At 69.9% G+C, this 23007-nt stretch carries 18 protein-coding genes and 1 tRNA gene; 10 read left to right on the top strand and 9 right to left on the bottom strand.

All coding sequences use genetic code 11. The features are described 5' to 3' along the window. The first annotated feature begins 218 nt into the window (after nt 1-218). Together D588_RS0117115 and D588_RS0117110 are read left to right on the top strand one after the other, a co-directional pair. A complete protein-coding gene (locus tag D588_RS0117115) occupies nt 219-1493 on the top strand; it encodes an ectonucleotide pyrophosphatase/phosphodiesterase (protein ID WP_017916851.1) in 1275 nt (424 codons plus the stop codon). 224 nt (nt 1494-1717) lie between these two features. Then, complete coding sequence (locus D588_RS0117110; protein ID WP_017916850.1) at nt 1718-3151, top strand: chloride channel protein; 1434 nt, start codon at nt 1718-1720, stop codon at nt 3149-3151. 128 nt (nt 3152-3279) lie between these two features. Here D588_RS0117110 and D588_RS0117105 read toward each other — a convergent pair whose 3' ends face one another. Next, entirely contained in the window at nt 3280-3465 is a 186-nt protein-coding gene (locus tag D588_RS0117105; RefSeq protein ID WP_017911843.1) for a 30S ribosomal protein THX, read from the bottom strand. 111 nt (nt 3466-3576) lie between these two features. Beyond that, on the bottom strand, nt 3577-3990 hold the full coding sequence (locus D588_RS0117100; RefSeq protein ID WP_017907253.1) for a MerC domain-containing protein: 414 nt from the start codon (nt 3988-3990) through the stop codon (nt 3577-3579). 155 nt (nt 3991-4145) lie between these two features. Between D588_RS0117100 and D588_RS0117095 the strand changes: the two genes are divergently transcribed. Next, nucleotides 4146-6218 carry a TonB-dependent receptor gene (locus tag D588_RS0117095; protein ID WP_017911844.1) on the top strand — a complete coding sequence of 691 codons (2073 nt, stop codon included), beginning with the start codon at nt 4146-4148 and terminating at the stop codon, nt 6216-6218. A 55-nt stretch (nt 6219-6273) separates the two neighbouring features. On the opposite strand, the gene D588_RS0117090 is transcribed toward D588_RS0117095, so the two are convergent. Beyond that, nucleotides 6274-6606, bottom strand: coding sequence for an SMR family transporter (locus D588_RS0117090; protein WP_017907256.1), 333 nt, complete (start codon nt 6604-6606; stop codon nt 6274-6276). Nucleotides 6607-7069: 463 nt separating this feature from the next. Between D588_RS0117090 and D588_RS0117085 the strand changes: the two genes are divergently transcribed. The 4 genes from D588_RS0117085 (at nt 7070) to D588_RS0117070 (ending at nt 13844) form a co-directional block, all read left to right on the top strand. Beyond that, nucleotides 7070-9460 carry a TonB-dependent receptor gene (locus D588_RS0117085; protein ID WP_017916849.1) on the top strand — a complete coding sequence of 797 codons (2391 nt, stop codon included), beginning with the start codon at nt 7070-7072 and terminating at the stop codon, nt 9458-9460. A gap of 344 nt (nt 9461-9804) precedes the next feature. Further along, nucleotides 9805-10638, top strand: a complete 834-nt coding sequence (locus D588_RS0117080) for a 2Fe-2S iron-sulfur cluster-binding protein (RefSeq protein WP_017916848.1) — start codon at nt 9805-9807, stop codon at nt 10636-10638. After that, nucleotides 10625-11626, top strand: a complete 1002-nt coding sequence (locus tag D588_RS0117075) for a xanthine dehydrogenase family protein subunit M (RefSeq protein WP_017916847.1) — start codon at nt 10625-10627, stop codon at nt 11624-11626. The genes D588_RS0117080 and D588_RS0117075 overlap by 14 nt, the downstream gene beginning before the upstream one ends. 22 nt (nt 11627-11648) lie before the next feature. Continuing rightward, nucleotides 11649-13844 (top strand): xanthine dehydrogenase family protein molybdopterin-binding subunit, encoded by a 2196-nt coding sequence (locus D588_RS0117070; protein ID WP_017916846.1) that lies wholly within the window; start codon nt 11649-11651, stop codon nt 13842-13844. A 267-nt stretch (nt 13845-14111) separates the two neighbouring features. Here the strand turns inward: D588_RS0117070 and D588_RS0117065 are convergent, their stop codons facing one another. From D588_RS0117065 to D588_RS0117055, 3 genes are all read right to left on the bottom strand, one after another. Further along, complete coding sequence (locus tag D588_RS0117065) at nt 14112-14717, bottom strand: nucleotidyltransferase family protein (RefSeq protein WP_017916845.1); 606 nt, start codon at nt 14715-14717, stop codon at nt 14112-14114. Continuing rightward, entirely contained in the window at nt 14717-15769 is a 1053-nt protein-coding gene (locus D588_RS0117060) for an XdhC/CoxI family protein (RefSeq protein ID WP_081613583.1), read from the bottom strand. The genes D588_RS0117065 and D588_RS0117060 overlap by 1 nt, the downstream gene beginning before the upstream one ends. Before the next feature lie 240 nt (nt 15770-16009). Beyond that, complete coding sequence (locus D588_RS0117055; RefSeq protein ID WP_017916843.1) at nt 16010-17158, bottom strand: crosslink repair DNA glycosylase YcaQ family protein; 1149 nt, start codon at nt 17156-17158, stop codon at nt 16010-16012. Between the two features lie 206 nt (nt 17159-17364). On the opposite strand from D588_RS0117055, the gene D588_RS0117050 reads away from it, so the two are divergent. The 3 genes from D588_RS0117050 (at nt 17365) to D588_RS0117040 (ending at nt 20148) form a co-directional block, all read left to right on the top strand. Continuing rightward, nucleotides 17365-18246, top strand: a complete 882-nt coding sequence (locus D588_RS0117050) for a DUF2306 domain-containing protein (RefSeq protein WP_017916842.1) — start codon at nt 17365-17367, stop codon at nt 18244-18246. An 82-nt stretch (nt 18247-18328) separates the two neighbouring features. Then, complete coding sequence (locus D588_RS0117045) at nt 18329-19372, top strand: histidine kinase (RefSeq protein ID WP_017916841.1); 1044 nt, start codon at nt 18329-18331, stop codon at nt 19370-19372. Continuing rightward, complete coding sequence (locus tag D588_RS0117040; protein WP_017916840.1) at nt 19369-20148, top strand: LytTR family DNA-binding domain-containing protein; 780 nt, start codon at nt 19369-19371, stop codon at nt 20146-20148. Before D588_RS0117045 ends, D588_RS0117040 begins: the two co-directional genes overlap by 4 nt. A gap of 83 nt (nt 20149-20231) precedes the next feature. On the opposite strand, the gene rtcA is transcribed toward D588_RS0117040, so the two are convergent. From rtcA to D588_RS27980, 3 genes are all read right to left on the bottom strand, one after another. Then, nucleotides 20232-21251: an RNA 3'-terminal phosphate cyclase gene (gene rtcA / locus D588_RS0117035; RefSeq protein WP_017916839.1), complete on the bottom strand. Its 1020-nt coding sequence runs from the start codon at nt 21249-21251 to the stop codon at nt 20232-20234. A gap of 96 nt (nt 21252-21347) precedes the next feature. After that, nucleotides 21348-22568 (bottom strand): RtcB family protein, encoded by a 1221-nt coding sequence (locus tag D588_RS0117030; protein WP_017916838.1) that lies wholly within the window; start codon nt 22566-22568, stop codon nt 21348-21350. Between the two features lie 222 nt (nt 22569-22790). After that, nucleotides 22791-22926, bottom strand: a tRNA-OTHER gene (locus D588_RS27980). Nucleotides 22927-23007 lie beyond the last annotated feature (81 nt).

Below are 23007 nucleotides of genomic sequence, written 5' to 3'. Positions count from 1 at the left end.
TGGTGGCGGCCTGCCGACCAAGGCCGCGCTGCTGGCGCTGGAGCGACGCGAGGGCGGCGACGCGGCCGCCGGCACCATCGCCCCACTGTTCGGCTGAGCGTCGCAGCCTGCGGCGGCGACGCCGCAAGCGCTGCGGCATCGCGCGCCCCGGATACCGATGCACGCGCGCGGCAGGCGCTGTCTTCGCCACGTCACCGTCCGCGCCTTATGATGCGGCGATGATGTCCTACGCCCTGCGCTCCACGCTCGTCTGCGCCACCCTGCTGCTCGGTGCCTGCGCCTCCGCCCCCTCCACATCGCCGCACGCGACCGCCGCGGCCGCCGCACCCAGCGCAGCCGCACCGGCGAGGCTGCCCACGCCGGTGCTGCTGATCTCGATCGACGGCCTGCGCGCGGACATGCTCGATCGCGGCATCACCCCGAACCTGAGCCGCATGGTCCACGACGGCGTGCGCGCGCAGTGGATGTCGCCCTCCTATCCGTCGCTGACCTTCCCCAACCACTACACCATCGCCACCGGGCTGCGCCCGGACCATCACGGCATCGTCCACAACAGCATGCAGGACCCGCTGCTGGGCACGTTCCAGCTCAGCGATCGCGCCGCGGTCAGCGATGGCCGCTGGTGGGGCGGCGAGCCGATCTGGGTCGGCGTCGAGAAGGCCGGCCTGCACGCGGCGACGTGGGCCTGGCCGGGCAGCGAGGCGGCCATCCAGGGCGTGCGCCCCAGCCGCCGCCAGGCCTTCGACGCGGACATGCCGCCGAACGCGCGGGTCGACCAGGTGCTGGGCTGGCTCGACGATCCCAACGCGCCGCGTCCGCAGCTGCTGACGCTGTACTTCGAACAGGTGGACGAAGCCGGCCACGAGCATGGCCCGGAGTCGCGGGAATACGCGCAGGCCGTCACCAGCATCGATGCGGCGATCGGACATCTGCTCGACGGCCTGGCGCAGCGCGGCGAACTGGACCGGATCAACCTGGTGCTGGTCTCCGACCACGGCATGGCCGCGGTGCCGCCCAAGCAGGTGCTGGCGGTCGAGGAGATGGTCCCGCCGCAACAGGTCACGGTGATCAGCTACGGGCAATCGGTGGGCATCGTTCCGCGCCCGGGCCAGGAGGCCGCGGTCGAGGCGCGCCTGCTCGGCGCGCATCCGCAATACGACTGCTGGCGCAAGGGCGAACTGCCGGCGCGCTGGCACTACGGCAGCAATCCGCGCATCCCGCCGATCGTGTGCCAGATGCACGAGGGCTGGGATGCGCTGCCGCGTGCGCGCATCGCCGAGAAGCCGCGCAGCCTGCGCGGCTCCCACGGCTACGACCCGGCACTGCCGTCGATGCGCGCGGTGTTCGTCGCCCGCGGCCCGGCGTTCCGCCAGGGCGTCACCCTGGCGCCGATCGACAACGTCGACGTCTACCCGCTGCTGACCCGCCTGCTCGGCATTCCCGCCGCCCCCAACGACGGCGATCCGCAGGCGCTGCTGCCGGCGCTGCGTTAGGGGGCCACCACTCCCCGAGCATGCCGCGCCACGATTGCGCGTGCCTGTGGCAAGCGTCCACGCCCGCGCGATGACGCGGCCACGGGCGCGCGCAAGCGCGGCCCTTCGGGTTGGGTCTGGCAGGCGCGCGGCATACTCGGGAATGGGTGACACGCCCTGAGCGCCACGACAACGGTCGCGGCGCGGCGACGCCCGCCCATGGCAACGCGTGCGACAATGGCGGCATGCATTCGCCCGACTCCGCGCAACCGCCGCGCCTGCGCCATCGTCTGCGCCCGCTGATCTCGCAGGAGAGCTGGAAGCAGCGCGCCGTGCTGTGGGGCGGCGCGGTGGCGGTGGCCCTGGTCTCCATCGTCTTCGCCAAGGCCAGCGACGCCGCCTTCCACGTGTTCCAGCGCATCACCGCGCATTCGCCGTGGTGGGCGCTGCTGCTGACCCCGAGCGTGTTCGCCCTGCTGGCCTGGCTGACCAACGGCGCGCTGCGCCCCACCCGCGGCAGCGGCATCCCGCAGGTGATCGCCGCGCTGGAACGCCCCGACGACGGCTTCCGCCAGGCCAACCTGTCGCTGCGCGTGTCCGCGGGCAAGCTGATGCTGACCACCATGGCCCTGTTCGGCGGCGCCTCGATCGGCCGCGAAGGCCCCACCGTGCACGTCGGCGCCAGCCTGATGTACGTGTTCGGGCGCTGGTTCGGCTTTCGCGATGCGCGCCAGGCCAGCCATTTCCTGCTGGCCGGCGGCGCCGCCGGCATCGCCGCGGCGTTCAACACACCGCTGGCCGGCGTGGTGTTCGCCATCGAGGAACTGAGCGGACGCTTCGAGCACCACTTCTCCGGCACCTTGCTGACCGCGGTGATCGTCGGCGGCGTGATTTCGCTGGGCCTGCTCGGCGACTACACCTACTTCGGCCGGGTCGCCACCGCCGGCCTGCCGCTGGGCAAGGCGTGGCTGGCGATCCTGCTGTGCGGCGTGGTCGCCGGCCTGCTCGGCGGCGCCTTCGCGCGCATGGTGCTGCTCACCGTCGCCGGCAAGCCGCGCTGGCTGGGCGAGTTGCGCCGGCGCCAGCCGGTGCTGCTGGCCGCACTGTGCGGCCTGGCGCTGGTGCTGCTGGGCCTGATCTTCGGCAACGGCGCGTTCGGCACCGGCTACGAGCAGGCGCGCAGCCTGGTGCAGGGGCACGCCAGCGTCGGCCACGAATTCGGCCTGATGAAACTGCTGGCGAACCTGGTGTCCTACGTGGCCGGCATCCCCGGCGGCCTGTTCTCGCCGGCCCTGGCGGTCGGCGCAGGACTCGGCCACAACCTGGCCGTGCTGATGCCGGGCGTGGACCCGCGCATCTTCGTGCTGCTGGGCATGTGCGCCTATCTCACCGGCGTCACCCAGGCGCCGCTGACCTCGGCGGTGATCTCGCTGGAACTCACCGACAGCAGCGACATGCTGCTGCCGATCCTGGCCACGGTGCTGATCGCGCGCGGCGCTTCGGCGCTGGTGTGCCGCACGCCGATCTACCGCGGCCTGGCCGAGCTGTTGCTGGTGGCACCGCCGCCGGCACCCACGCCGCCCGCCGAAGAGGACGCGCCGACCTCGCTGGTGGCCGACCTGGCCGGCAGCGACCACGACGACCGCGACGACGGCCCCAGCGCGCCGCGTCCGCATTGAGCGGCCGCGTGTCCTGAGCGACGAACGAACGACCGGGGAGTGCGCTCACGGCGACCTCCAGGCATGAACGCCAGGCATAAAAAAACGCGGCGCAAGCGCCGCGTTCTTCGTCGCAACCGGTGGCTGGCTCAGCCGGCCTTGGCGACCGTCTTCTTGGCCACGGCCTTCTTCACCGCCGGCGCCTTGACCACCGACTTCTTCGCGGCCGGCGATGCAGCGCCCACGGCCACCTTGCTCACGCTGTGCGAGCGCGAATTGCCGTAGCTGGCGTTGTAGCGCTTGCCCTTGGCGGTCTTGCGGTCACCCTTACCCATGCTCATCGACTCCTGAATGTGTTTGCGAAAACCCCCGCGAGATGCACGGGGTTTGGCGAGGCCAACGCGGTCAGCGCCCTCGCGCAAGGGCGGCAAGCCTACCACGTGCGCTCAATGGGCGCAGCTTGCGTCGTGCACGTGGCCGTGGTTCAAGCGCAGGTTGAGCAGGTGCGCCAGGCCGACCAGGGTGCCGCCGAAGGTCATGATCGCCGCGTGCGGCGCCACCGCATGATGCAGCGCCGGCACCAGCAGCCCGGCCCATAGCGCCAGCAGGCCGAGGATGAGCAATCCCAGCGCCTGCCACACGCGGTGCCGGCGATACCCAAGCACCAGACTGAACAGGCCCAGGCAGGTCACGAACAGGACCAGGGTGCGCTCCACGCCCTCGCCCAGCCACATCGCCAGACCCAGCGACGGCAGCACCGCCAGCGCCAGCGGCAACACCGCGCAATGCACCGCGCACAGCAGCGAACCGGTGGCGCCGAGGCGGTCGAGCGCGGCGCGCAGATCGAACGATGAGGACATGACGGTCGGCACGGGTTGAAAGTGTTACGGAATAATATAACATTCGGCCGCCGGCGACCAGCGCGTCCCGCGCCCCTTCCCCGACCGTCCACCGCCGTTGTGCGGTGCCGGCAGCGCGCACGTCGCCCCCGACTGTCCCTCCTAATGGAATGCCCATGCCCTCTCCCCGTCCCGTCCTGCTCCGCCGTTCCGCCCTGTCCCTGGCCCTGCTTGGCCTGCTGAGCCCGTCGCTGGCCCTGGCCGCCGACCCGACCACCGCGACGACCGCGACCGACGCCACGCCGCCCGCCAGCGACAGCCGCCACGGCGCAGGCCACAGGCAGGACCGGCACGTGAAGGACATGGACCAGGTGGTGGTCACCGCCAGCCCGCTGCGCGATGCCGCCGGTGCGCTGAGCCAGCCGGTGGACGTGCTGGCCGGCGAGCGCCTGGACGAGAACCGCGGCGCCAGCATCGGCGAGACCGTGGCCAGCCTGCCGGGCGTGCAGAGCTCCAACTTCGGCCCCGGCGTGGGCCGGCCGATCATCCGCGGCCTCGACGGCCCGCGCGTGGCGGTGCTCAACGACGGCCTGTCCTCGCAGGACGTGTCCACGGTCAGCCAGGATCATTCGCCTGCCGTTGAGCCGTTCTTGGCCGACCAGATCGAAGTGCTGAAGGGTCCGTCCACCCTGCTGTACGGCTCCGGCGCCATCGGCGGCGTGGTCAACGTGGTCGACGGGCGCATCGCCGAGACCCCGGTCGACGGCGTGCACGGTCGTGCCGAAGCGCGCTGGGAAGGCGGCGACAAGAGCGGCAACACCGACATGTTCCGCGTCGATGCCGGCAACGGCAGCGGCCTGTCGATCCATGCCGACGGCGTGTACCGCAACCTGAAGGACTACGACACGCCGCAGGGCCCGCAGCTCAACTCGTTCGTCAAGTCCAAGGTCGGCTCGATCGGCAGTTCGCTGGCCGGCGACTGGGGCTTCGTCGGCGTGTCGATCTCGCGCTTCCGCGACAACTACGGCAACCCCGGCGAGCCCGGCGATCCGGCCGCCGGCGAGCGCGGCGTGTCGCTGCAGCTGCACCAGGACCGTTTCGAGCTCAAGGGTGCGCTGAACGACCCGTGGGGCGACGGCAGCGCACTGCGCTACAGCTTCGGCCACACCGCCTACACCCACACCGAGTTCGAAGGCGCGGAAGTGGGCACCAAGTTCGACAAGCGCGCCAACGAAGGCCGCGTCGAGGCCTCCTTCGGTCTGGGCGGCGGCTGGCAGACCGCGGTCGGCGTGCAGGGCAGCGACTCGACCTTCCAGGCCACCGGCGAAGAAGCCTTCGTGCCGAAGACCGACACTCGCGCCATCGGCGTGTTCGCGCTGGCGCGCAACACCTGGGACCGCGTGCAGGCCGAGGTCGGCGCGCGCGTGGACAGGACCAAGTACGAGACCGACACCGGCGTGGACCGCGATTTCACTCCGAAGAGCCTGTCGCTGAGCGGCGGCTTCCGCTTCAACGAACAGTGGCGCCTGACCGCCAACCTCGACCACGCCGAGCGCGCCCCGGCCGAGGAAGAACTGTTCGCCAACGGTCCGCACATCGCCACCCTCGCCTACGAGATCGGCAACCCCGACCTGAAGACCGAGAAGGCCAACCAGGCCGAACTGGGCCTGATCTTCAAGAACGACTGGGTCGACGCCAAGGTGGCCGGCTACTACAACCGCTACGACGACTTCATCTACATCGTCGACACCGGCGGCCAGTGGTTCCACGAGGAAGACAACGATTTCCTGCCGATCCGCCAGTGGACCCAGGCCGATGCGGTGTTCCATGGTTTCGAGGGCGAGGCCACCTTCCACCTGGCCAACAACGACAGCGGCGCCTGGGACCTGCGCGTGTTCGGCGACACCGTGCGCGCACGCCTGAAGGACGGCGGCAACCTGCCGCGCATCGCGCCGGCGCGCTACGGCGCGCAGCTGCGCTGGGACGCGAGCAACTGGCGCGCCGCGCTGGGCGCCACCCGCTACCAGAAGCAGGACAAGGTGGCGGTCAACGAGACGCCCACCGCTGGCTACACCCTGGTCGATGCGCATCTGGCCTATCACGTCGATGCCGGCAGCACCGCCTGGGAAGTGTTCCTGGACGGCAACAACCTGACCAACCAGGATGCGCGCGTGCATACCTCGTTCCTCAAGGACGACGTCATGCTGCCCGGCCGCAGCGCCTCGTTCGGCGTGCGCCTGTTCTTCTGATCGGGCAGCTTAGCTGCAGCGTGACGAGGCCGCCTCCGGGCGGCCTCTTTTTTTGCTAATGCGGGGCGCTGCGCGAGAACACGTTGATCACCACCACGCCGGCGACGATCAGCGCCATGCCGACGATCGCCGGCGGGTCCAGCGCCTGGTCGAACCGCCACCACGCCAGCAGCGAGATCAACACGATGCCGATGCCCGACCAGAGCGCATAGGCCACGCCCACCGGCACGCTGCGCAGGGTCAGCGACAGCAGGTAGAAGGCGATGCCATAGCCGCACAGCGCCAGCAGCGTCGGCCACAGCCGGGTGAAGCCCTCGCTGGCCTTCAGCGCCGAGGTCGCGACCACCTCGGCGAGGATGGCCACCAGCAGGAACAGCCAGTTCTTCATTGCAGGACACTCCTGGACGCGCAGCGCGCCACGATAGCAAGCGGCGCGTGGCGACGATGGCGACGATGGCGACGGCCCTTGCCCCGGATGCACGCTGCGCAGGAGCGGCGCGTTGTGCCCTTCTGGAAATCGACCGCGATCGGCGTTCCGGGATCGTCTCTGGCACGGCTGCGTCTCTCCTGCGACGCCACGCATGGCCACACGCATGACCAATCGAAGCGACGCCGCCCTGCGCAGCGCACGCCGCAGGTTGCGGTGCGATGGCGATCTGCCTGGGCAACCCGTCACGCAAACGCGGCCTGTACCGCGCTGCACAACGGTCCGATCGCCCGACGGCGTTACAAAGGGCGCCGCGCGTCGCCCCCTGCTTCGCGCCGTACCGGCCGATGCGACGCGGCCGCGCGCTGCACGCGCGTGCCGCATCCCGGCCGATCGTTCCGAATGAAGAAAGGAGAGATTCTTCATGCATCTTGCGCCGCTTCGCCATCTGCTGCCCCTGTCCATCGCCGCCGCCCTGCTCGCGCCCCCCGCGCTGGCGCAGACCGCCGACGCACCCACCGCGCCGGCAACGCAACCCGACGCCACCACCCTGGATACCGTGGTCGTCAGCGGCACTGCGCGCTTCAGCGGCTTGCGCAAACGCGATGCGAGCTTCTCGATCACCACCGCCACACCCGAACAGATCCAGCAGGCGGTGCCGCAGAGCAGCGCCGACCTGCTGAAGATCGTGCCCGGCGTGTGGGCCGAACCCAGCGGCGGCGGCACCGGCGCCAACATCTTCGTGCGTGGCATGCCGTCGGAAGGCGATGCGCCGTTCGTCACTTTCCAGCTCGATGGCGCGCCGCTGTTCCCGCCGCCGACCCTGTCGTTCCTGGAAAATTCCACGCTGTTCCGCACCGACGACACCATCGAACGCATGGAGGTGCTGCGCGGCGGTTCCAGCCCGATCTTCTCCAACGGCCAGGCCGGCATCACCGTCAACTTCATCCAGAAGAAGGGCCAGGACGAGCCGGAAGGCAGCGTACGCCTCACCGGCGGCAGCGATGCACTGCGCCGCATCGATCTGTTCGACAGCGGGCCGATGGGCAACGGCTGGTACTACAGCATCGGCGGCTTCTTCCGCGAGACCGACGGCGTGCGCGACCCGCAGTTCCCCGCCGACAAGGGCGGCCAGTTCAGCGCCACCCTGAGCAAGCGCTGGGACAGCGGCGAGCTGTCGTTCTATGCGCGCCATACCGACGATAACAACGCCTTCTACACCGCGATCCCGTTGCTGTCGCGCAACAACGGCAGCGACCTGTCCAGCTTTCCCGGCCTCGACGCGCAGCACGGCACGCTGCTGAGCAACGACTTCCGCAACGTCACCCTGCCGGTCGGCCCCAACGGCCAGACCATCCGGCGCGACCTCGGCGACGGCCGCGGCGTCAACATCGACGTGTTCGGCGGCGAACTGAACTGGGAGGTGGGCGACTGGACCGTCGCCGACCGTTTCAACGTGATGGGCGGCACCGCACCGACCTATGCGCTGTTCACCGGCGACGCGCCGCAGCGGCTGGGCGACTTCATCGCCGGCTACGGCAGCAACGGCAGCGCACGCTATACCAACGGCGGCGGCGCGGTCGACCCGAACCAGCAGGTGCTGGAAGCCGGCTGGTGGTCGGTGGACAAGCGCCTGAACTCCTTCACCAACGACCTGCGCCTGAGCCGCGCGCTGTTCGCCGGCAATACGCTGACCGTGGGCAGCTACTACGCCAGGTACACCTCCAACGACACCTGGTACCTCGGCAACACCATGCTGCTGACCGCGCAGAACCATGCGCGGCGCATCGACGTGACCCTGGACGACGGCCGCCAGCCGACGCGCGACGGCTTCACCAGCACCGCCTTCCTGGCGCTGCGCGCGCATTACGAGGGCGAGAACGCCGCGGTGTTCGTCGCCGACGAATGGGAACTGGACGAGCGCCTGCGCCTGGACCTGGGCGTGCGCTACGAGCGCCAGCACGTCACCGGCACCGTGCACGACACCGCCACCGTGGACCTGGACGGCAATCCGGCCACGCTCTACGACAACGCCACCTCGATCTCGCTGCCGAGTGCGCGGCGCATCGACCAGGACGACAACGCGCTGTCGTGGACGGCCGGGCTGAACGTCAAGCTCGACGCGCACAACAGCGTGTTCGCGCGGGTCAATTCCGGGGTCAAGTTTCCCGGCTTCGACAATCTGCGCGACGGCCAGACCAAGGTGCAGGACATCCGGCAATACGAACTGGGATTGAAGTCCGGCGCGGCCAACTACGATCTGTACCTCACCGCGTTCTACAACACCTTCAGGAATTCGCCGTTCCAGGCCTTCCTGGCCAACGGCAGCAACTTCACCACGGTCGGCGATTCGCGTGCCTACGGCCTGGAGGTGGAAGGCGCGATCCGTCCGTTCGGCGGCTTCGAACTGGCCGGGACGGGAGTGTGGCTGGACGCGAAGTACCGCAACTACCGCGAATACACCGGCAACCAGGTCATGCGTCAGCCCAAGCGCCAGTTCCGGCTGACGCCGAGCTACTACTGGATGCTGCCGTTCGGCGACCTGCGCTTGTTCGCGACCTATTCCTACATCGGCGAACGCTACGCCGACCTGGCCAACAGCCAGCGCCTGCCGTCCTACGACATGCTCGACGTCGGTGCCAGCCTGCACAGCGGCGAGCACTGGGAGTTCACCGTCAGCGGCAGCAACGTGACCGACACGCTGGGCCTGACAGAAGGCAATGTCCGCGTGCCCGGCGCGGCCACCGGCGGCGTGTTCATGGGCCGCCCGATCGCCGGCCGCCAGTATCAGGCATCGGTGGCGTATCGCTGGTAGCGCCTGCCGCATCGCAGACGCACGCGACGCCATCGCTGCACTGGCGTCGCGTGGCGCCGACCATGACAGGCGCAATCGCGCGCCTGTCGTGGCGGCGATGGCATCTGCAGGAGCGCATGCACGCGCATCCCGATCCGGCACGTCCACCGGTCCGTATCACTGCCCCGACACCCTCCCTTCGCGTTCTCTTCGCAATCCCTTCGCGGTCCCGCCGCGATGCTCGCGCTCGGGTGCCGATGCGTGCCCGCACGTCGGCGTCGCGATGGCAGCGCCGCTACCCAGGTCGACTCGCTCCCTGCTGCGCCGCGGCGCGCGCGGTAGCGGTCCCCAGGCAGGAGAGACCGATGCAGCATGACCCCTACCATTCCGAGGCCGCGTCCGGCACTGCCGACAGCGCGCGCGACACCCCATTGAGCGAGGACGAAGCCGCGCTCGCGCGCCGGCTCGGCATCAACGGCCTCTCGCGCCGCGAATTCCTCGCCCTGCTCTCGGCCGCCGGCCTGAGCAGCGCGTGCGGACAGATCCTCTTCAGCGAGGCCGCGTTCGCCGCACCCGTCGCCAAGGCCGCGCCGCCGCAGAACGCCTTGCCCGTGGTCCTGGAGGTCAACGGTCAGCGCCATGCCCTGCAGCTGGATCCACGGACCACGCTGCTGGACGCGCTGCGCGAACACCTGGCACTGACCGGCACCAAGAAGGGCTGCGACCACGGCCAGTGCGGTGCCTGCACGGTGATCGTCGACGGCGAGCGCCGCCTCTCCTGCCTGACCCTGGCCGCACAGGCCGAAGACACGCAGATCACCACCATCGAGGGTCTGGCCGACGGCGAGCGACTGCACCCGATGCAGGCCGCGTTCGTGCAGCACGATGGGTTCCAGTGCGGCTACTGCACGCCTGGGCAGATCTGCTCGGCGGTGGCGCTGTTGAACGAGATCAGGCGCGGCGATGCCAGCCACGTCAGCGCCGACGTCAGCCGGCCGGTCACCGAACTCAGCGACGCCGAGGTGCGCGAGCGCATGAGCGGCAACATCTGCCGCTGCGGCGCCTACCCAAAGATCGTCGCCGCCATCCAGGACGTGCACAGCGGCGGCGCGCCGCGGCCGCTGACCTGGCGCTATGTCGACCAGTCCGAACTGACCGCCCTGAAGATGGCGAAGGAGGTGGCCGATGACGCCGTTTAAGTACCAGCGCGCGACCTCGCCGGAGGACGCGGTACGCCGTGTCGCCGCCAACCCGAACGCGCGCTTCCTCGGCGGCGGCACCAACCTGCTCGACCTGATGAAGGAAGGGGTGACCGGTGCCGACGAGATCGTCGACCTGACCCGGCTCAAGGGCCTGGCCGAGATCGCCGAAACCGCCGACGGCGGCCTGCGCCTGGGCGCGCTCGCCAACAACACGCAGACCGCCAACCATCCGCTGGTGCGTCAACGCTATCCGTTGCTGAGCCAGGCGATCCTGGCCGGGGCCACGATGCAACTGCGCAACATGGCCAGCAACGGCGGCAACCTGCTGCAGCGCACGCGCTGCGGCTACTTCTACGACACCGCCCTGCCCTGCAACAAGCGCGAACCCGGCAGCGGTTGCGGCGCGCGCGAGGGGCTCAACCGCACCCACGCGATCTTCGGCCACAGCGCACACTGCGTGGCCGTGCACCCGTCGGACATGTGCGTGGCGCTGGCCGCACTGGACGCGACGGTGCAGGTGCGTACGCCGGCCGGCATCCAGCGCGAGATCCCGTTCGCCGAATTCCACCTGCTGCCCGAGGCGCGCGCCGATGTCGACAACCAGCTTGCGCATGGCGAACTGATCGAGTCCATCACCCTGCCGGCGCAGAGCTTCGCCGCGCACAGCCACTATCTGAAGGTGCGCGACCGGGCCAGCTACGCGTTCGCACTGATCTCGGTGGCCGCGGCGCTGGCGCTGGAACCGGACGGGCGTATCCGCGACGCGCGCATCGCCATGGGCGGGGTGGCGCACAAACCCTGGCGCGCGCGTGCCGCCGAACGTGCGCTGGTCGGGCAGCGGGTCGGTGAAGACGCCTTCGCTGCCGCCGCGCAGGCCGAGATGGCCGCGGCGCGGCCACTGGCGCACAACGCCTACAAGATCCCGATGGGCACGCACGCGATGATCCGCGCCCTGCACCGCGCCAGCGGCAGCGACGCCGCGTGAGCGGCCAACCGGAGAACCGGCAATGAACTACATCGGCAAGGAAATGCGCCGCGTCGACGGCTACGCCAAGGTCACCGGCAAGGCGCGCTATGCGGCGGAGTTCCAGATCCCGCATCTGGTCCACGGCTACATCCTCACCAGCACCATCGCCAAGGGCCGCATCGTGCGCATCGACACCCGCGCCGCCGAAGCCGCGCCGGGCGTGATCAAGGTACTGACCCACCTAAACGCGAGCAAGCCGGTCTCCGACGCGGTCAAGAAGAAAGGCGAGGATCTGTCGTTCCGTGCCCTGGTCGACGACCGCATCCATTTCAACGCACAACCGATCGCCGTGGTGGTCGCCAGCACCTTCGAGCAGGCGCGGCACGCGTCGCGACTGATCCAGGTGGACTACGCCACCGAAGCCGCGCACACCGATTTCGACGCGCTGCTCGATCAGGCGCACGATCCGACCCCGGAAGACTCGCCGAAGCCGCGCGGCAACCCGGCTGCTGCGTTCGCCGCCGCGCCGGTGAAGCTGGAGGCCGCGTACACGATGCCGGTCGAGCACCACAACCCGATGGAACCGCACGGCGGCATCGGCTACTGGATCGGCGACACCCTGACCGTGGTCAACAAGAGCCAGAACGTCTACCAGGACCGCGAACAGCTGGCCGGCTACTTCGGCATTCCGGTGGACAAGGTCAACGTGGTCTCGCTGTTCGTCGGCGGCGCGTTCGGCTCCTGCCTGCGACCCAACTACTACACCTTCCTACTTGGTGCGGTGTCCAAGGCGGTCGGCCTGCCGGTGAAGATCGTCTACACCCGGCGGCAGATGTTCAGCGGCCATGGCTACCGCCCCTACTACCGCGTGGAACTGGGCCTGGGCGCCGACGCCGCCGGCACGCTGCAGGCGATCCGCTACCGGCACGTGCTCAACACCTCGCGCATCGAGGCGTTCAACGAGGCCTTCTTCCGCAACGCGCGCTCGCTGTACGCCTGCCCCAACGTGGAGGATCGCTTCGAGGTGGTGGAGACCGACCTGCCGACGCCGCAGGCGATGCGCGCGCCCGGCACCATCAGCCAGATGTTCGGCATCGAGTGCGCGATGGACGAACTGGCCTATGCGCTGAAGATGGACCCGCTGGAACTGCGCCTGGCCAACTATGCCGAGACCGACCCGGAGAGCGGCAAGCCGTTTTCGAGCAAGGCGCTGCGGGAGTGCTACGCGCTCGCCGCCGAGACCTTCGGCTGGAGCAAGCGCACGCCCGAGCCGCGCTCCATGCGCGACGGGCGCCTGCTGGTCGGCTGGGGCATGGCCACCGGCACCTGGGCGTCGATGCAGATGCCCGCGCTGGCACGGGTGGTACTGAAGGCCGACGGCAGCGCTCGCGTCGGCAGTGCCACCTCCGACATCGGCCCCGGCACCTACACGGTGATGACCCTGATCGCCGCCGAGTATCTGGGCATCGACGCCAAGCGCGTGCAGTTCGAACTGGGCGACACGCGCCTGCCGAAGGCGCCGGCGCAGGGCGGCTCGTGGACCACCGCCAGCGTCGGCAGCGCGATCCATGGCGCGGCGCGCGAGATCCGCGGCAAGCTGCTGGAACTGGCCAGGCAGGATGGGCAGGCCGCATTCAGCGGGCTGGATATGGATGCGGTGGAACTGGTCGATGGCCAATTGCGCCCGACCGGCAAGCCCGAAGCCGGCCTGGACGTCGCCAAGCTGATGCGCCAGCACGGCCTGCAGGAGCTGGAGGTGGTGCACGAATCCAAGCCCTCGGCCGAGCGCAAGCAGTACGCCACCGCCGCACACGGCGCGCAGTTCATCGAGGTCAAGGTCGATCCGGACACCGGCATGGTGCAGGTGACGCGGGTCATCGAAGCCACCGCCTGCGGCAAGATCATGAATCCGCTGACCTCGCACAGCCAGGAAATCGGCGGCGTGGTGATGGGCATCGGCATGGCGCTCAGCGAAGGCACCGAGATCGACCACCGCTACGGGCGCATGCTCAACGCTTCGCTGGCCGATTATCACGTGCCGGTCAACGCCGACGTGCACGAGATTCAGACCATGTTCGTCGAAGAGGACGACACCATCGTCAACCCGCTCGGGGTCAAGGGCATGGGCGAGCTGGGCATGGTCGGCATTCCCGCGGCGATCGCCAATGCCGTATTCCACGCCACCGGCAAGCGCATCCGCGACCTGCCGATCACGCCGGACAAGTTGATCGGCTGAGCACGAGCGCCGCTTGCTGCGCCGTTCGCCCTATCCCTCGTGGGAGCGGCTTCAGCCGCGACAGACGTCCCCCATAGCGCCTGTCGCGGCTGAAGCGGCTCCTGCGACATCGCTTCCGTAGTCATCAGAAGTGGCATTCCGTTGCAAAGAGCAAAGTAGGACGCCATGCGACGTCGCCCGTTGTCTGACGGAAGCCTTCGCTGCATCTATCGCATCCCGCAGCAAGTCCTGCAGGAACCATCGCTACGTCGCGCCCTGTGGCGACCGCTATGGATCCAGCCACCCTTTCGCCACCGCCGCCTGTACATCCTCCGGCGTGTCCAGGTCCAGCGCCAACGCCGGCGCGACGATGCAACCGAGGCTATCCGGTGCCAGCGTCGCGAACAGCGTGCGCAAGCCCTGGTCGCCGCCCAATGGCAGCGCGCGCCAGCGCTGCTGCGCCACCACCGCGGGCATGCCACGCACGCCGGCGTAGGCGCTCACCGCGCAACCGGACGCCGCCCGTGAGGCCGCCGCCAGCAGATCCTGCAGATGCGCCGCGGCCAACGCTGGCTGGTCGCAACCGAGCACCAGGCTGTGGGTGATCGCGGCATCGTCGCCTACCGCCGCACGCAGGCAGTCCAGGCTGCCGCCCATGCCGGTGGACCAGTCCGGATTGCGCACGCACTCCACCGGCAATCCCTGCAGCAACGGGCGCAGCGCCTCGGCCTGCGCACCAAGCACCACCACGCAACGCGCCGGCGCCGTGGACAGCGCCAGGCGCACGACCTTGCGCAGCAGCGGCTCGCCGTCGCTGGTCAGCGTCTGCTTGGGACGGCCGAGGCGGCGGCTGCCACCCGCGGCCAGGATCAGCGCCGCGTGCGCCTGCGCCATCACCTGGCACCTTCGGCCAGCAACCGCGGCGCTGCCGTCAGCGCATCGCGGTGCGATCGCCGCGGCCTGTCGCTCGCCTGCGCGACCGCACTCAGCCGCGGCGGCGCCGCCCGGCTGGCCTGCAACTGCGCGGCGATGCTCAGCGCGATCGCTTCTGCGCCATTGCCTCCCAGGCGCAGCCCGATCGGCGAATGCAGGCGCGGCGACAACTGCGCGCGTTGCGTCGGACTCAGCAAACGGAACAGGTCCTCGCGCCGCCGCACCGGTCCCAGCAGGCCGAGGAACGGGATCGCGCTGCCGGCCAGCGCGTCCAGCGCTTCGCGATCCAGTTCGAAATTGTGGTGCATCACCAGTGCCGCATCGCTGCCGTCACAGTCGGCCAGTGCGCGGGTCGGCGTGCATGCCAGGGCGCGGTCGGCCAGCGCCGCCAACGCAGACCAGCGCGGCCGCTGCTCGACCAGGGTCGTCATCCAGCCCAATTGACGCAGCAGCGGCAGCAACACGGTGGTTTCCGGGCCGGCACCGAAGACGCTGACCCTCGGCGGCGGCGGCACCTGCACTTCGCCGACCCGCGACGGCGCCACAGACAGCGTGTGCCAAGGCAGGCACCACCGCAACGCCTGCTCGGCCACGCTGGCGGCGATGCGACCGTCGGCCTCCAGCGCCAGGGTCAATCCACCGCGCCCCTGCAGCCAGGCCTGGGCCAGCCCGTCGAAGCCCGGCAAGGCGAGCAGCGGCAGCAAGGCCATGTGCAGGCGGCCCCGGCAACCGGCGGACGAACCCGACAGCAGGTCTTCGTCTTCGCGCGTATCGATCTCCATCCACACCGGCATGCCGGCGACGGCGGCCTCCGCGGCGCAGCGCGCGATCTCCGGCTCCAGGCAACCGCCGCTGAGCCAACCCTGCTGCGTACCATCGGGACCGAACAAGGCCATCGCCCCGGCATGCGCGTAGGTGGAGCCTTCGCGGGCCATCGCCACGGCCAGGACCGCGGGCGTGCCGCGGCGGCAGGCGTCGATTGCAGCATGGAGACAGTGTCGGGCAGCGGACATGCGGCGGCACAGGCAACGTGGGAAACCCGAGCCTAAGCGGCGGCCTGTGGTCGCGAGGTGACCCTGGCCGCCGCGTGTGGGCGTCGCGTTCGCGGCGATGGCAGCGCAAGGAGGCAGCAACCGGCCTATGCATGCGATCGGGGATGCGCGGCACCATCTAGAAGTCCGGCGCTGCGCCGCGGATGCCCTTGGCGCGAGTTGCACCGCCGCAAGCCATACCCCTGCGGCAGCAGCACCCGGCTACAGCAGATGGAAGCGTTCGAACCGCTGCAGCGCCGCGTCGATCCTCGCCTGCAGCGCCGGTCGCCGCGGCACCAGCCAGGTCCATTGCTGGATCAGCAGGCGGCCGGCGCGACGGTCCATCTTCAGGTCGAGCGCTGCGACGATGCGGTCGCCGACCAGCACCGGCAGCGCAAAGTAGCCCAGTACCCGCTGTGGCGCCGGCACATAGGCCTCGAAGCGATGGGTGTAGCCGAAGAACTGCTGCAACCGTTTGCGCTGGATCACCAGCGGATCGAACGGCGACAGCAACTGCGCCCGCGTCGGATCCGGCGGCGGCGGCACGCTGTCCATCACCTCCGGCTCAACCCACAGGGCCACGCCTTCCTGCCCCTGCAGATGCACAGGGACCAGGCGCTTGCGCGCCACTTCCGCGGCGATCAACGCCCGCACCGCCGGCTTGGCAGCGGTCTCGCCATAGCAGATCGACTCCACGCCGACGAGGCCCTGCGCGCGCAACGCTCGCTGCAGCAGGTAACGCGCATATTGCGCGTCGCTGACCGGACGCGGCCGCTGCCGCCAGCCGAAATGCCGCGTGGCCAATTCGTACGTCTTGAGCATGCCGCTGCGCTGGCTGACCACCAGGTCGCCGCTGAAGAAACCGTACTGCAACGCGGCCCGCGACGGCTTGCGGCTGCCCCAGGGGTGGGTCTTCTCGACCAGCACCTCGTCGTCGATGTCGCGGATCGACAACGGCCCCTCGCTGCGGATGCGCCGCAGCAGCCGCGCGTAATCCTGCGCATCCACTGTGCCCCTGGCGTCGGCCTGTGCACGTCGGCGCGCCATCTGCGCCACGTACATGCGGTAGTCGGCGACCGGCAAGTAGGCCAAGGCATGGGTCCAGTACTCGAACAGCGACTTGTCCTGCGACTGCGCCTGTTCCAGATCCCGTTCGCGGTACTCGGGAATGCGCGTGTACAGCACGTGGTGGTGGCTGCGCGCGATCACGTGGATGGTGTCGATCTGCACATAGCCCAGGTGCGCGGTCGCCTGCCGCACCGCTTCGGCACCGCTGCCGAACGGCGCCGGCGTGGTCAGGCGCTGCGCATGCAGCCACAGCGCACGCGCCCGGTCGGGCGCGATCGGGACGGAAGCGACGGGAGTGCGCATCGGAACGACCTTCCTGGCAATGCGGTAGCGCCCATGAGGATAGCAACCCGGGTTGCGCAATGCGGACCGCGCTACATCCGTCGCGGTGCGTTTCGTCGGCACCTGCCGCACTTCGCCCGCCGCGGCCGCCACCTGTCCGATCACGCAGGCGCGGCAGCGCCGCACTGTCGACACTGCGTGTCACCGCCACCGCCGCGCACGCCGCCATGTCCTCGATCCTCTCCGCCCCGCACCACCCCGCTCCCGCCGCGCCGCACCTGGCGGGGCCGGCGCAGCCGCACGCCGGGCAAGGCTGGGCGACACGCCTGCTGCGTGGTGCCGCGGCGCTGTGGATGAGCATCGCCATCGGCGGTCAGCTCGCCTTCGCCGCCTATGTCGCCGGCTTCTACGGACGCACCGCGCTGGCCGGCACCCCCGAGCGCTGGAACCAGGTGATGGCGCGCGGCCATGTCGCCGGCGACACCGTGTTCAATGCGGTACTGGCGCTGCACCTGTGCCTGGCCGTGGCGATCGTGCTCGGCGGCGCAGCGCAGTTGCTGCCGGCGTTGCGACGCAGGCGTCCCGCCCTGCATCGCTGGAACGGACGCATCTACCTGGTCTGCGCCGTCGTGCTCAGCCTGGGCGGACTGGCGATGATCTGGATCCGCGGCGGCGTCGCTGGCGACCTGGGGCAGCATCTGGGCACCAGCGCCAATGCGGTGCTGATCCTGCTGTGCGTGGCCATGGCCTGGCGCCACGCCCGCCGCGGCCAGTGGCCGGCGCATCGGCGCTGGGCGCTGCGCCTGTTCCTGGCCGTCAGCGGCGTGTGGTTCTTCCGGATCGGGCTGATGGGTTGGCTGGCCCTCAACCAGGCACCGGTCGGTTTCGATCCGGACCGTTTCGTCGGCCCGACGCTGACCGCCCTGGCGTTCGCGCAGACCTTGCTACCGCTGGCGGTGCTGGAACTGTATCTGCGCGCACTCGACAGCCGCCGCAGCGGCCCGCAGTTGTTGGCGACGGCGGTGCTCGCCGCAATGAGCGCGGCCACCCTGGTCGGCACCCTCGCCGCGGTGGCGGGAATGTGGTGGCCGGTGCTGCGGCACGCCTGAGCGCAGCCACAGCGGCCAACGCCCGCGCTCCGGTATGCTCGCGGCCATGTCGCCTCCGTCCCCGCTCTCCGCACCGCCGCGCATGCCTGCGCTGCTGACCTGGGCGCGCATCGTGCCGGTGTTCCTGGTCTCCGGCACGCTCGGCCTGCTGATGAGCCTGAGTTGGGACAGTCCCCTGCCGGTCCTGGTCCGCAGCTTCATGCTGGGAGCAGCTGCGCTGGGTGCCTACACGCTGTTGGAGCGCCGGCCGCAACGGCTGCCGCGCTGGCTGGCGCGCTGGGCGCTGCAGGTGGCCGGCGTCGCACTGGCGATCCCGACGACGACCCTGCTGATCTACCTGGGCTCCACCCACGCCGGCGCGCCGCCGTTCTGGCAGGACCCGGATCGGCTGGCCGGCTTCGCCACGCTGACCATCGTCGGCGTGCTGATCGCGCCATGGATGGCGCTGGCCGCCCTGGTGCGGCAGAAGGACGCGTTGGCCCGGCACCAGGCATTGGCGTTCGCGTTGGAACGCAGCGAACTGGAACGCGAGGCGCTCGATGCGCGCCTGCAGCTGTTGCAACGCCAGGTCGCCCCGCATTTTCTGTTCAATACCCTGGCCAACGTGCAGGCGCTGATCGATGTCGGGTCGCCGCGTGCCGCAGACCTGATGCGCAGCCTGACCGCCTACCTGCACGCCGCGGTGCCGCGCCTGCACGAGGCCACCAGCACGGTGGGCGACGAACTGGCGCTGGCGCGCGCCTACCTGGAGCTGATGCACATGCGCATGCCCGACCGGCTGCACTACGCGATCGACGCCGAGGACGCCGTGCAGGCAGTGCGCTGCCCGACCCTCGCCGTGCTGACCCTGGTCGAGAACGCGGTCAAGCATGGCATCGATCCGTCCGAGGAAGGCGGCAGCATCGCCATTCGCGCCTGGTGCAGCGGGGAGCGCTGTCATCTGCGTGTGGAAGACAGCGGCGCCGGCGAGGGCGACGGCCGCGGCGGGCTGGGCACCGGCCTGCGCACCTTGCGCGACCGCCTCGCGCTCGGCTTCGGCGATACGGCGCATCTGCAGTTGCGTCCGCGCCTGCCGCAAGGCACCTGCGCCGATCTCAGCCTGCCGATGACGGTACCGCCCCGATGATCCCGCCCACCGCGCTGATCGCCGACGACGAACCGCTGCTGCGCGAGGCCCTGCGGTGTCAGCTGGCGCGTCTGTGGCCCGAGTTGCGGATCGTCGCCGAGGCGCGCAACGGCCGCGAGGCGGTGCGCCTGTTCGAGGAACATGCGCCGCAGATCTGCCTGCTCGACATCCAGATGCCGGGTCTGTCCGGCGTGCAGGCCGCGCAGCAGATCGGCCGCCGCGCGCATCTGGTGTTCGTCACCGCCTACACCGACTATGCGGTGCAAGCGTTTGCCGAAGGCGCGCTCGACTACCTGGTCAAGCCGGTGCAGGACGCGCGTCTGGCCGATACCGTCGCGCGGCTGCAACAGCGCCTGCAGGCCGCACAACCGGCGGCCGACCTCAGCGAGCAACTGTTGCGCCTGGCGCAGCGGCTGCGCCCACCCGAGCGCCCCGCCCCACTGCGCTGGCTGCAGGCACAGAGCGGCAGCAGCGTGCGCCTGATCGCCGTGGAGGCCATCGACTATCTGCGCTCGGACAGCAAGTACACCAGCGTGGCCTGGCGCGATCCGGACGGACAGGCGTGCACCTCGATCGTGTCCACGCCGCTCAGGGACCTGGCCGCGCAACTGGATCCGGATGACTTCCAGCAGGTGCACCGCTCGGTGGTGGTCAATCGCCGCGCGATCCTGCACGTGGTGCGTGGCGACAACGAGACCGCACAGATCCACCTGCGCGGCCGCGCGGAGACGCTGCCGGTCAGCCGCAGCTACCTGCCGCTGTTCCGGGCGATGTAGGGCCGCCGCGCCGGCTGCGACTGCAAGCACAGGCGCGGCGACAGCGACGACAGCGTCCACGCGGCAACTGCCGGCGCCCTTGGTCAGCTGGACACGACCACCCGCCACTGCCGCGCATCCACCTGCTCCCAAGCGATCTCCACCGGCAGGAATTTCTCGATCAGGCGGGCATTGCTGGACAGGTGCGCGCTGACCGTGTCGGTGGTGAAGGCGCCGCCGCCAGCCAACGCCATCGGCAGCAGCAACTGGTCGGCGAGGTGCTCGCCGACGCAGGCGCCGCTCTCCAGGTAGCGGCGCACCTGCGCCGCCAGGCGTTCGCCGACCTGCTCGGCGGAGACACCGCGCTCGCCGTGGCCGGCGAAGACCTCCACGTGCGCCGCATGCCGCACCCGCACCAGCGCGGTATTGCCCGGACCCTGCGCCGGACGCACGCTGTGCACGTGGCGCGGATTGGCGTCCACGCCAAGTCGCTCGGCCAGCACCGCCAGTTCGCGCCGGCCGATCTTGCCGGACAGGCCCGAGACCAGCACCTGCGCCTCGATCGCCTGCAGGTCGCCTCGCGCATCGAAGCAGACCTGCTGCAACTGCGCACAGGGCGCGACGCTGGCGCGCAGCGCGCCGCCGCCGGCCGGATAGAAGCCGTGCAGGTCCAGCGTCAGCGCGGCGGTCACGCCCAGGCGTTGCAGCGCCGGCAGCCAGGTCTCGGCGAGGAAGTCGGCGCAGGGCGCCAGCGGGTTGTGGGTGCCGCCCTCCAGGATCAGGCGCGACGGCGCAGCGGCACGCCACAGTGCCGGCAGCACCGTCTGCAACACCAGCGTGGTCGAGCCGGCACTGCCGGTGGCGAACTGATAATCGCCAGGCACCACCGTTCCCGGCTCGAACCGCAGCGTGGTCGCGCCGATCTGCGCCCCGTGCGTGCGCGCCTGGCCGATCGTGGCCGCCGCGGCAACCGCCGTCAGGTGCTGGCGCATCAGGCCCGGACGCGGACGTGCGCCACGGATGTTGCGGAAGGTAAAGCCGGTCCCGGTGCACAGGCTCAGCGTCAGTGCGGTGCGCAGCAGTTGCCCGCCGCCTGCGGCACCGTCGAGTTCGATCATGTCCATTGCCAAACAATCCATCATTGAAAACGCCCGTGCGGGCAAGCCCGCACGGACGATCGGCGCCGGCTGGCGCCACTGCAAGCCGACCGGCACCTGTGACTACCCCTTGACGCACACCAGCTGCCGCAGCGTATGCACGATCTCCACCAGGTCGCGCTGCGCGGCCATCACCGCCTCGATCGGCTTGTACGCCGCCGGCGACTCGTCCACCACGTCCTGGTCCTTGCGGCACTCCACGTGCGCGGTCGCCTTGGCGTGCTCATCGACGCTGATGCGGCGCCGCGCCTCGGTGCGGCTCATCACCCGGCCGGCACCGTGGCTGCAGCTATGAAAGCTGTCCGCGTTGCCGAGCCCACGCACGATGAAGCTCTTGGCGCCCATGCTACCGGGAATGATGCCCAGCTCGCCCTTGCGCGCGCTCACCGCTCCCTTGCGGGTCACGAACACGTCCTTGCCGAAGTGATGCTCGCGGCTGACGTAGTTGTGGTGGCAGTTCACCGCCTCGGCCTGCGCCTCGAACGGCTTGGCGATCACCGTGCGGACCGCCTCGACCACGCTGCGCATCATGATCTCGCGGTTGATCCGCGCATAGCGCTGCGCCCAGTCCACCGCGAACACGTAGTCGCCGTAGTACTGACTGCCTTCCGGCAGATAGGCCAGGTCCTGGTCCGGCAGGTTGATCATCCAGCGCCGCATTTCCTCCTTGGCGAGCTGGATGAAGTGGTTGCCGATCGCGTTGCCCACCCCGCGCGAACCGGAGTGCAGCATGAACCAGACCCGCTGCGCCTCGTCCAGGCACATCTCGACGAAGTGGTTGCCGGTGCCGAGGGTGCCGAGATGCTGCAGGTTGTTGGTCTTGCGCAGGCGCGGATGACGCTCGCAGATCAGCGCGAAGTCGCTGGCCAGCTGCGCCCAGCCGTCCACGGCCGCACCTGGCGGCGTCTGCCACGCGCCCTTGTCGCGCGCGCCGGGCGTGCGCCCGTGCGGCACCGCGCGCTCGATCGCGCTGCGGATCGGCGCCAGGTTATCCGGTAGATCGCTGGCGACCAGCGAGGTGCGCGCGGCGATCATCCCGCAGCCGATGTCCACACCCACCGCGGCAGGCACGATCGCGCCGATGGTCGGCACCACCGAGCCGACGGTCGCGCCCTTGCCCAGGTGCACGTCCGGCATCACCGCGATCCAGCGATGGATGAAGGGCAGCTTGGCGATGTTCTGCAGCTGCTGGCGCGCCTCGTCCTCCAGCGGCACGCCGCGGGTCCACAGCTTGATCGGCGCCGCTCCCGGCTGCGCGATGACGTCGTACTGCTCGGTGTTCATGGTGTTGCTCCTTGTGTAACGCATGTTCAAAAAAAAAGCGCGGTGACGAGGGAGGGTGGAACCTTCCGCATGGCGGCATAGCTGCCGTGCGGCCGGGGCTCGAACCCGACCCTTAAAGGGCTACCAGATGGAGTTCCACCTGCATTCACCGCAAAACCAACGCATCGCCTCACGCGGCAAGTCCATACGCGGAACGATCGCTCTACCGCTGAGCTACCGCCATAGGGCGGGCGGGATTCGAACCCGCGACCGATGGAGTTCCGCCTGCATCCGCCAGGCAACGCGCACAACAGGACCGACGACGGCCACGACAAGAGAGATGGAACATTCCCGCTCTGTCCAACTGAGCTACCACCCCATCGCAGGGTGGGCGGGACTCGAACCCGCGACCTGGAGCTTAAGAGGCTGTAGTTCCATCGGCATTCGTGGACGCCGGCGG

Source organism: Xanthomonas sp. SHU 308 (assembly GCF_000364645.1).
Lineage (GTDB): Bacteria > Pseudomonadota > Gammaproteobacteria > Xanthomonadales > Xanthomonadaceae > Xanthomonas_A > Xanthomonas_A sontii.
The sequence above is the reverse complement of the archived record's forward strand: the minus strand, read 5'-3'. Positions and strand labels throughout refer to the sequence as shown.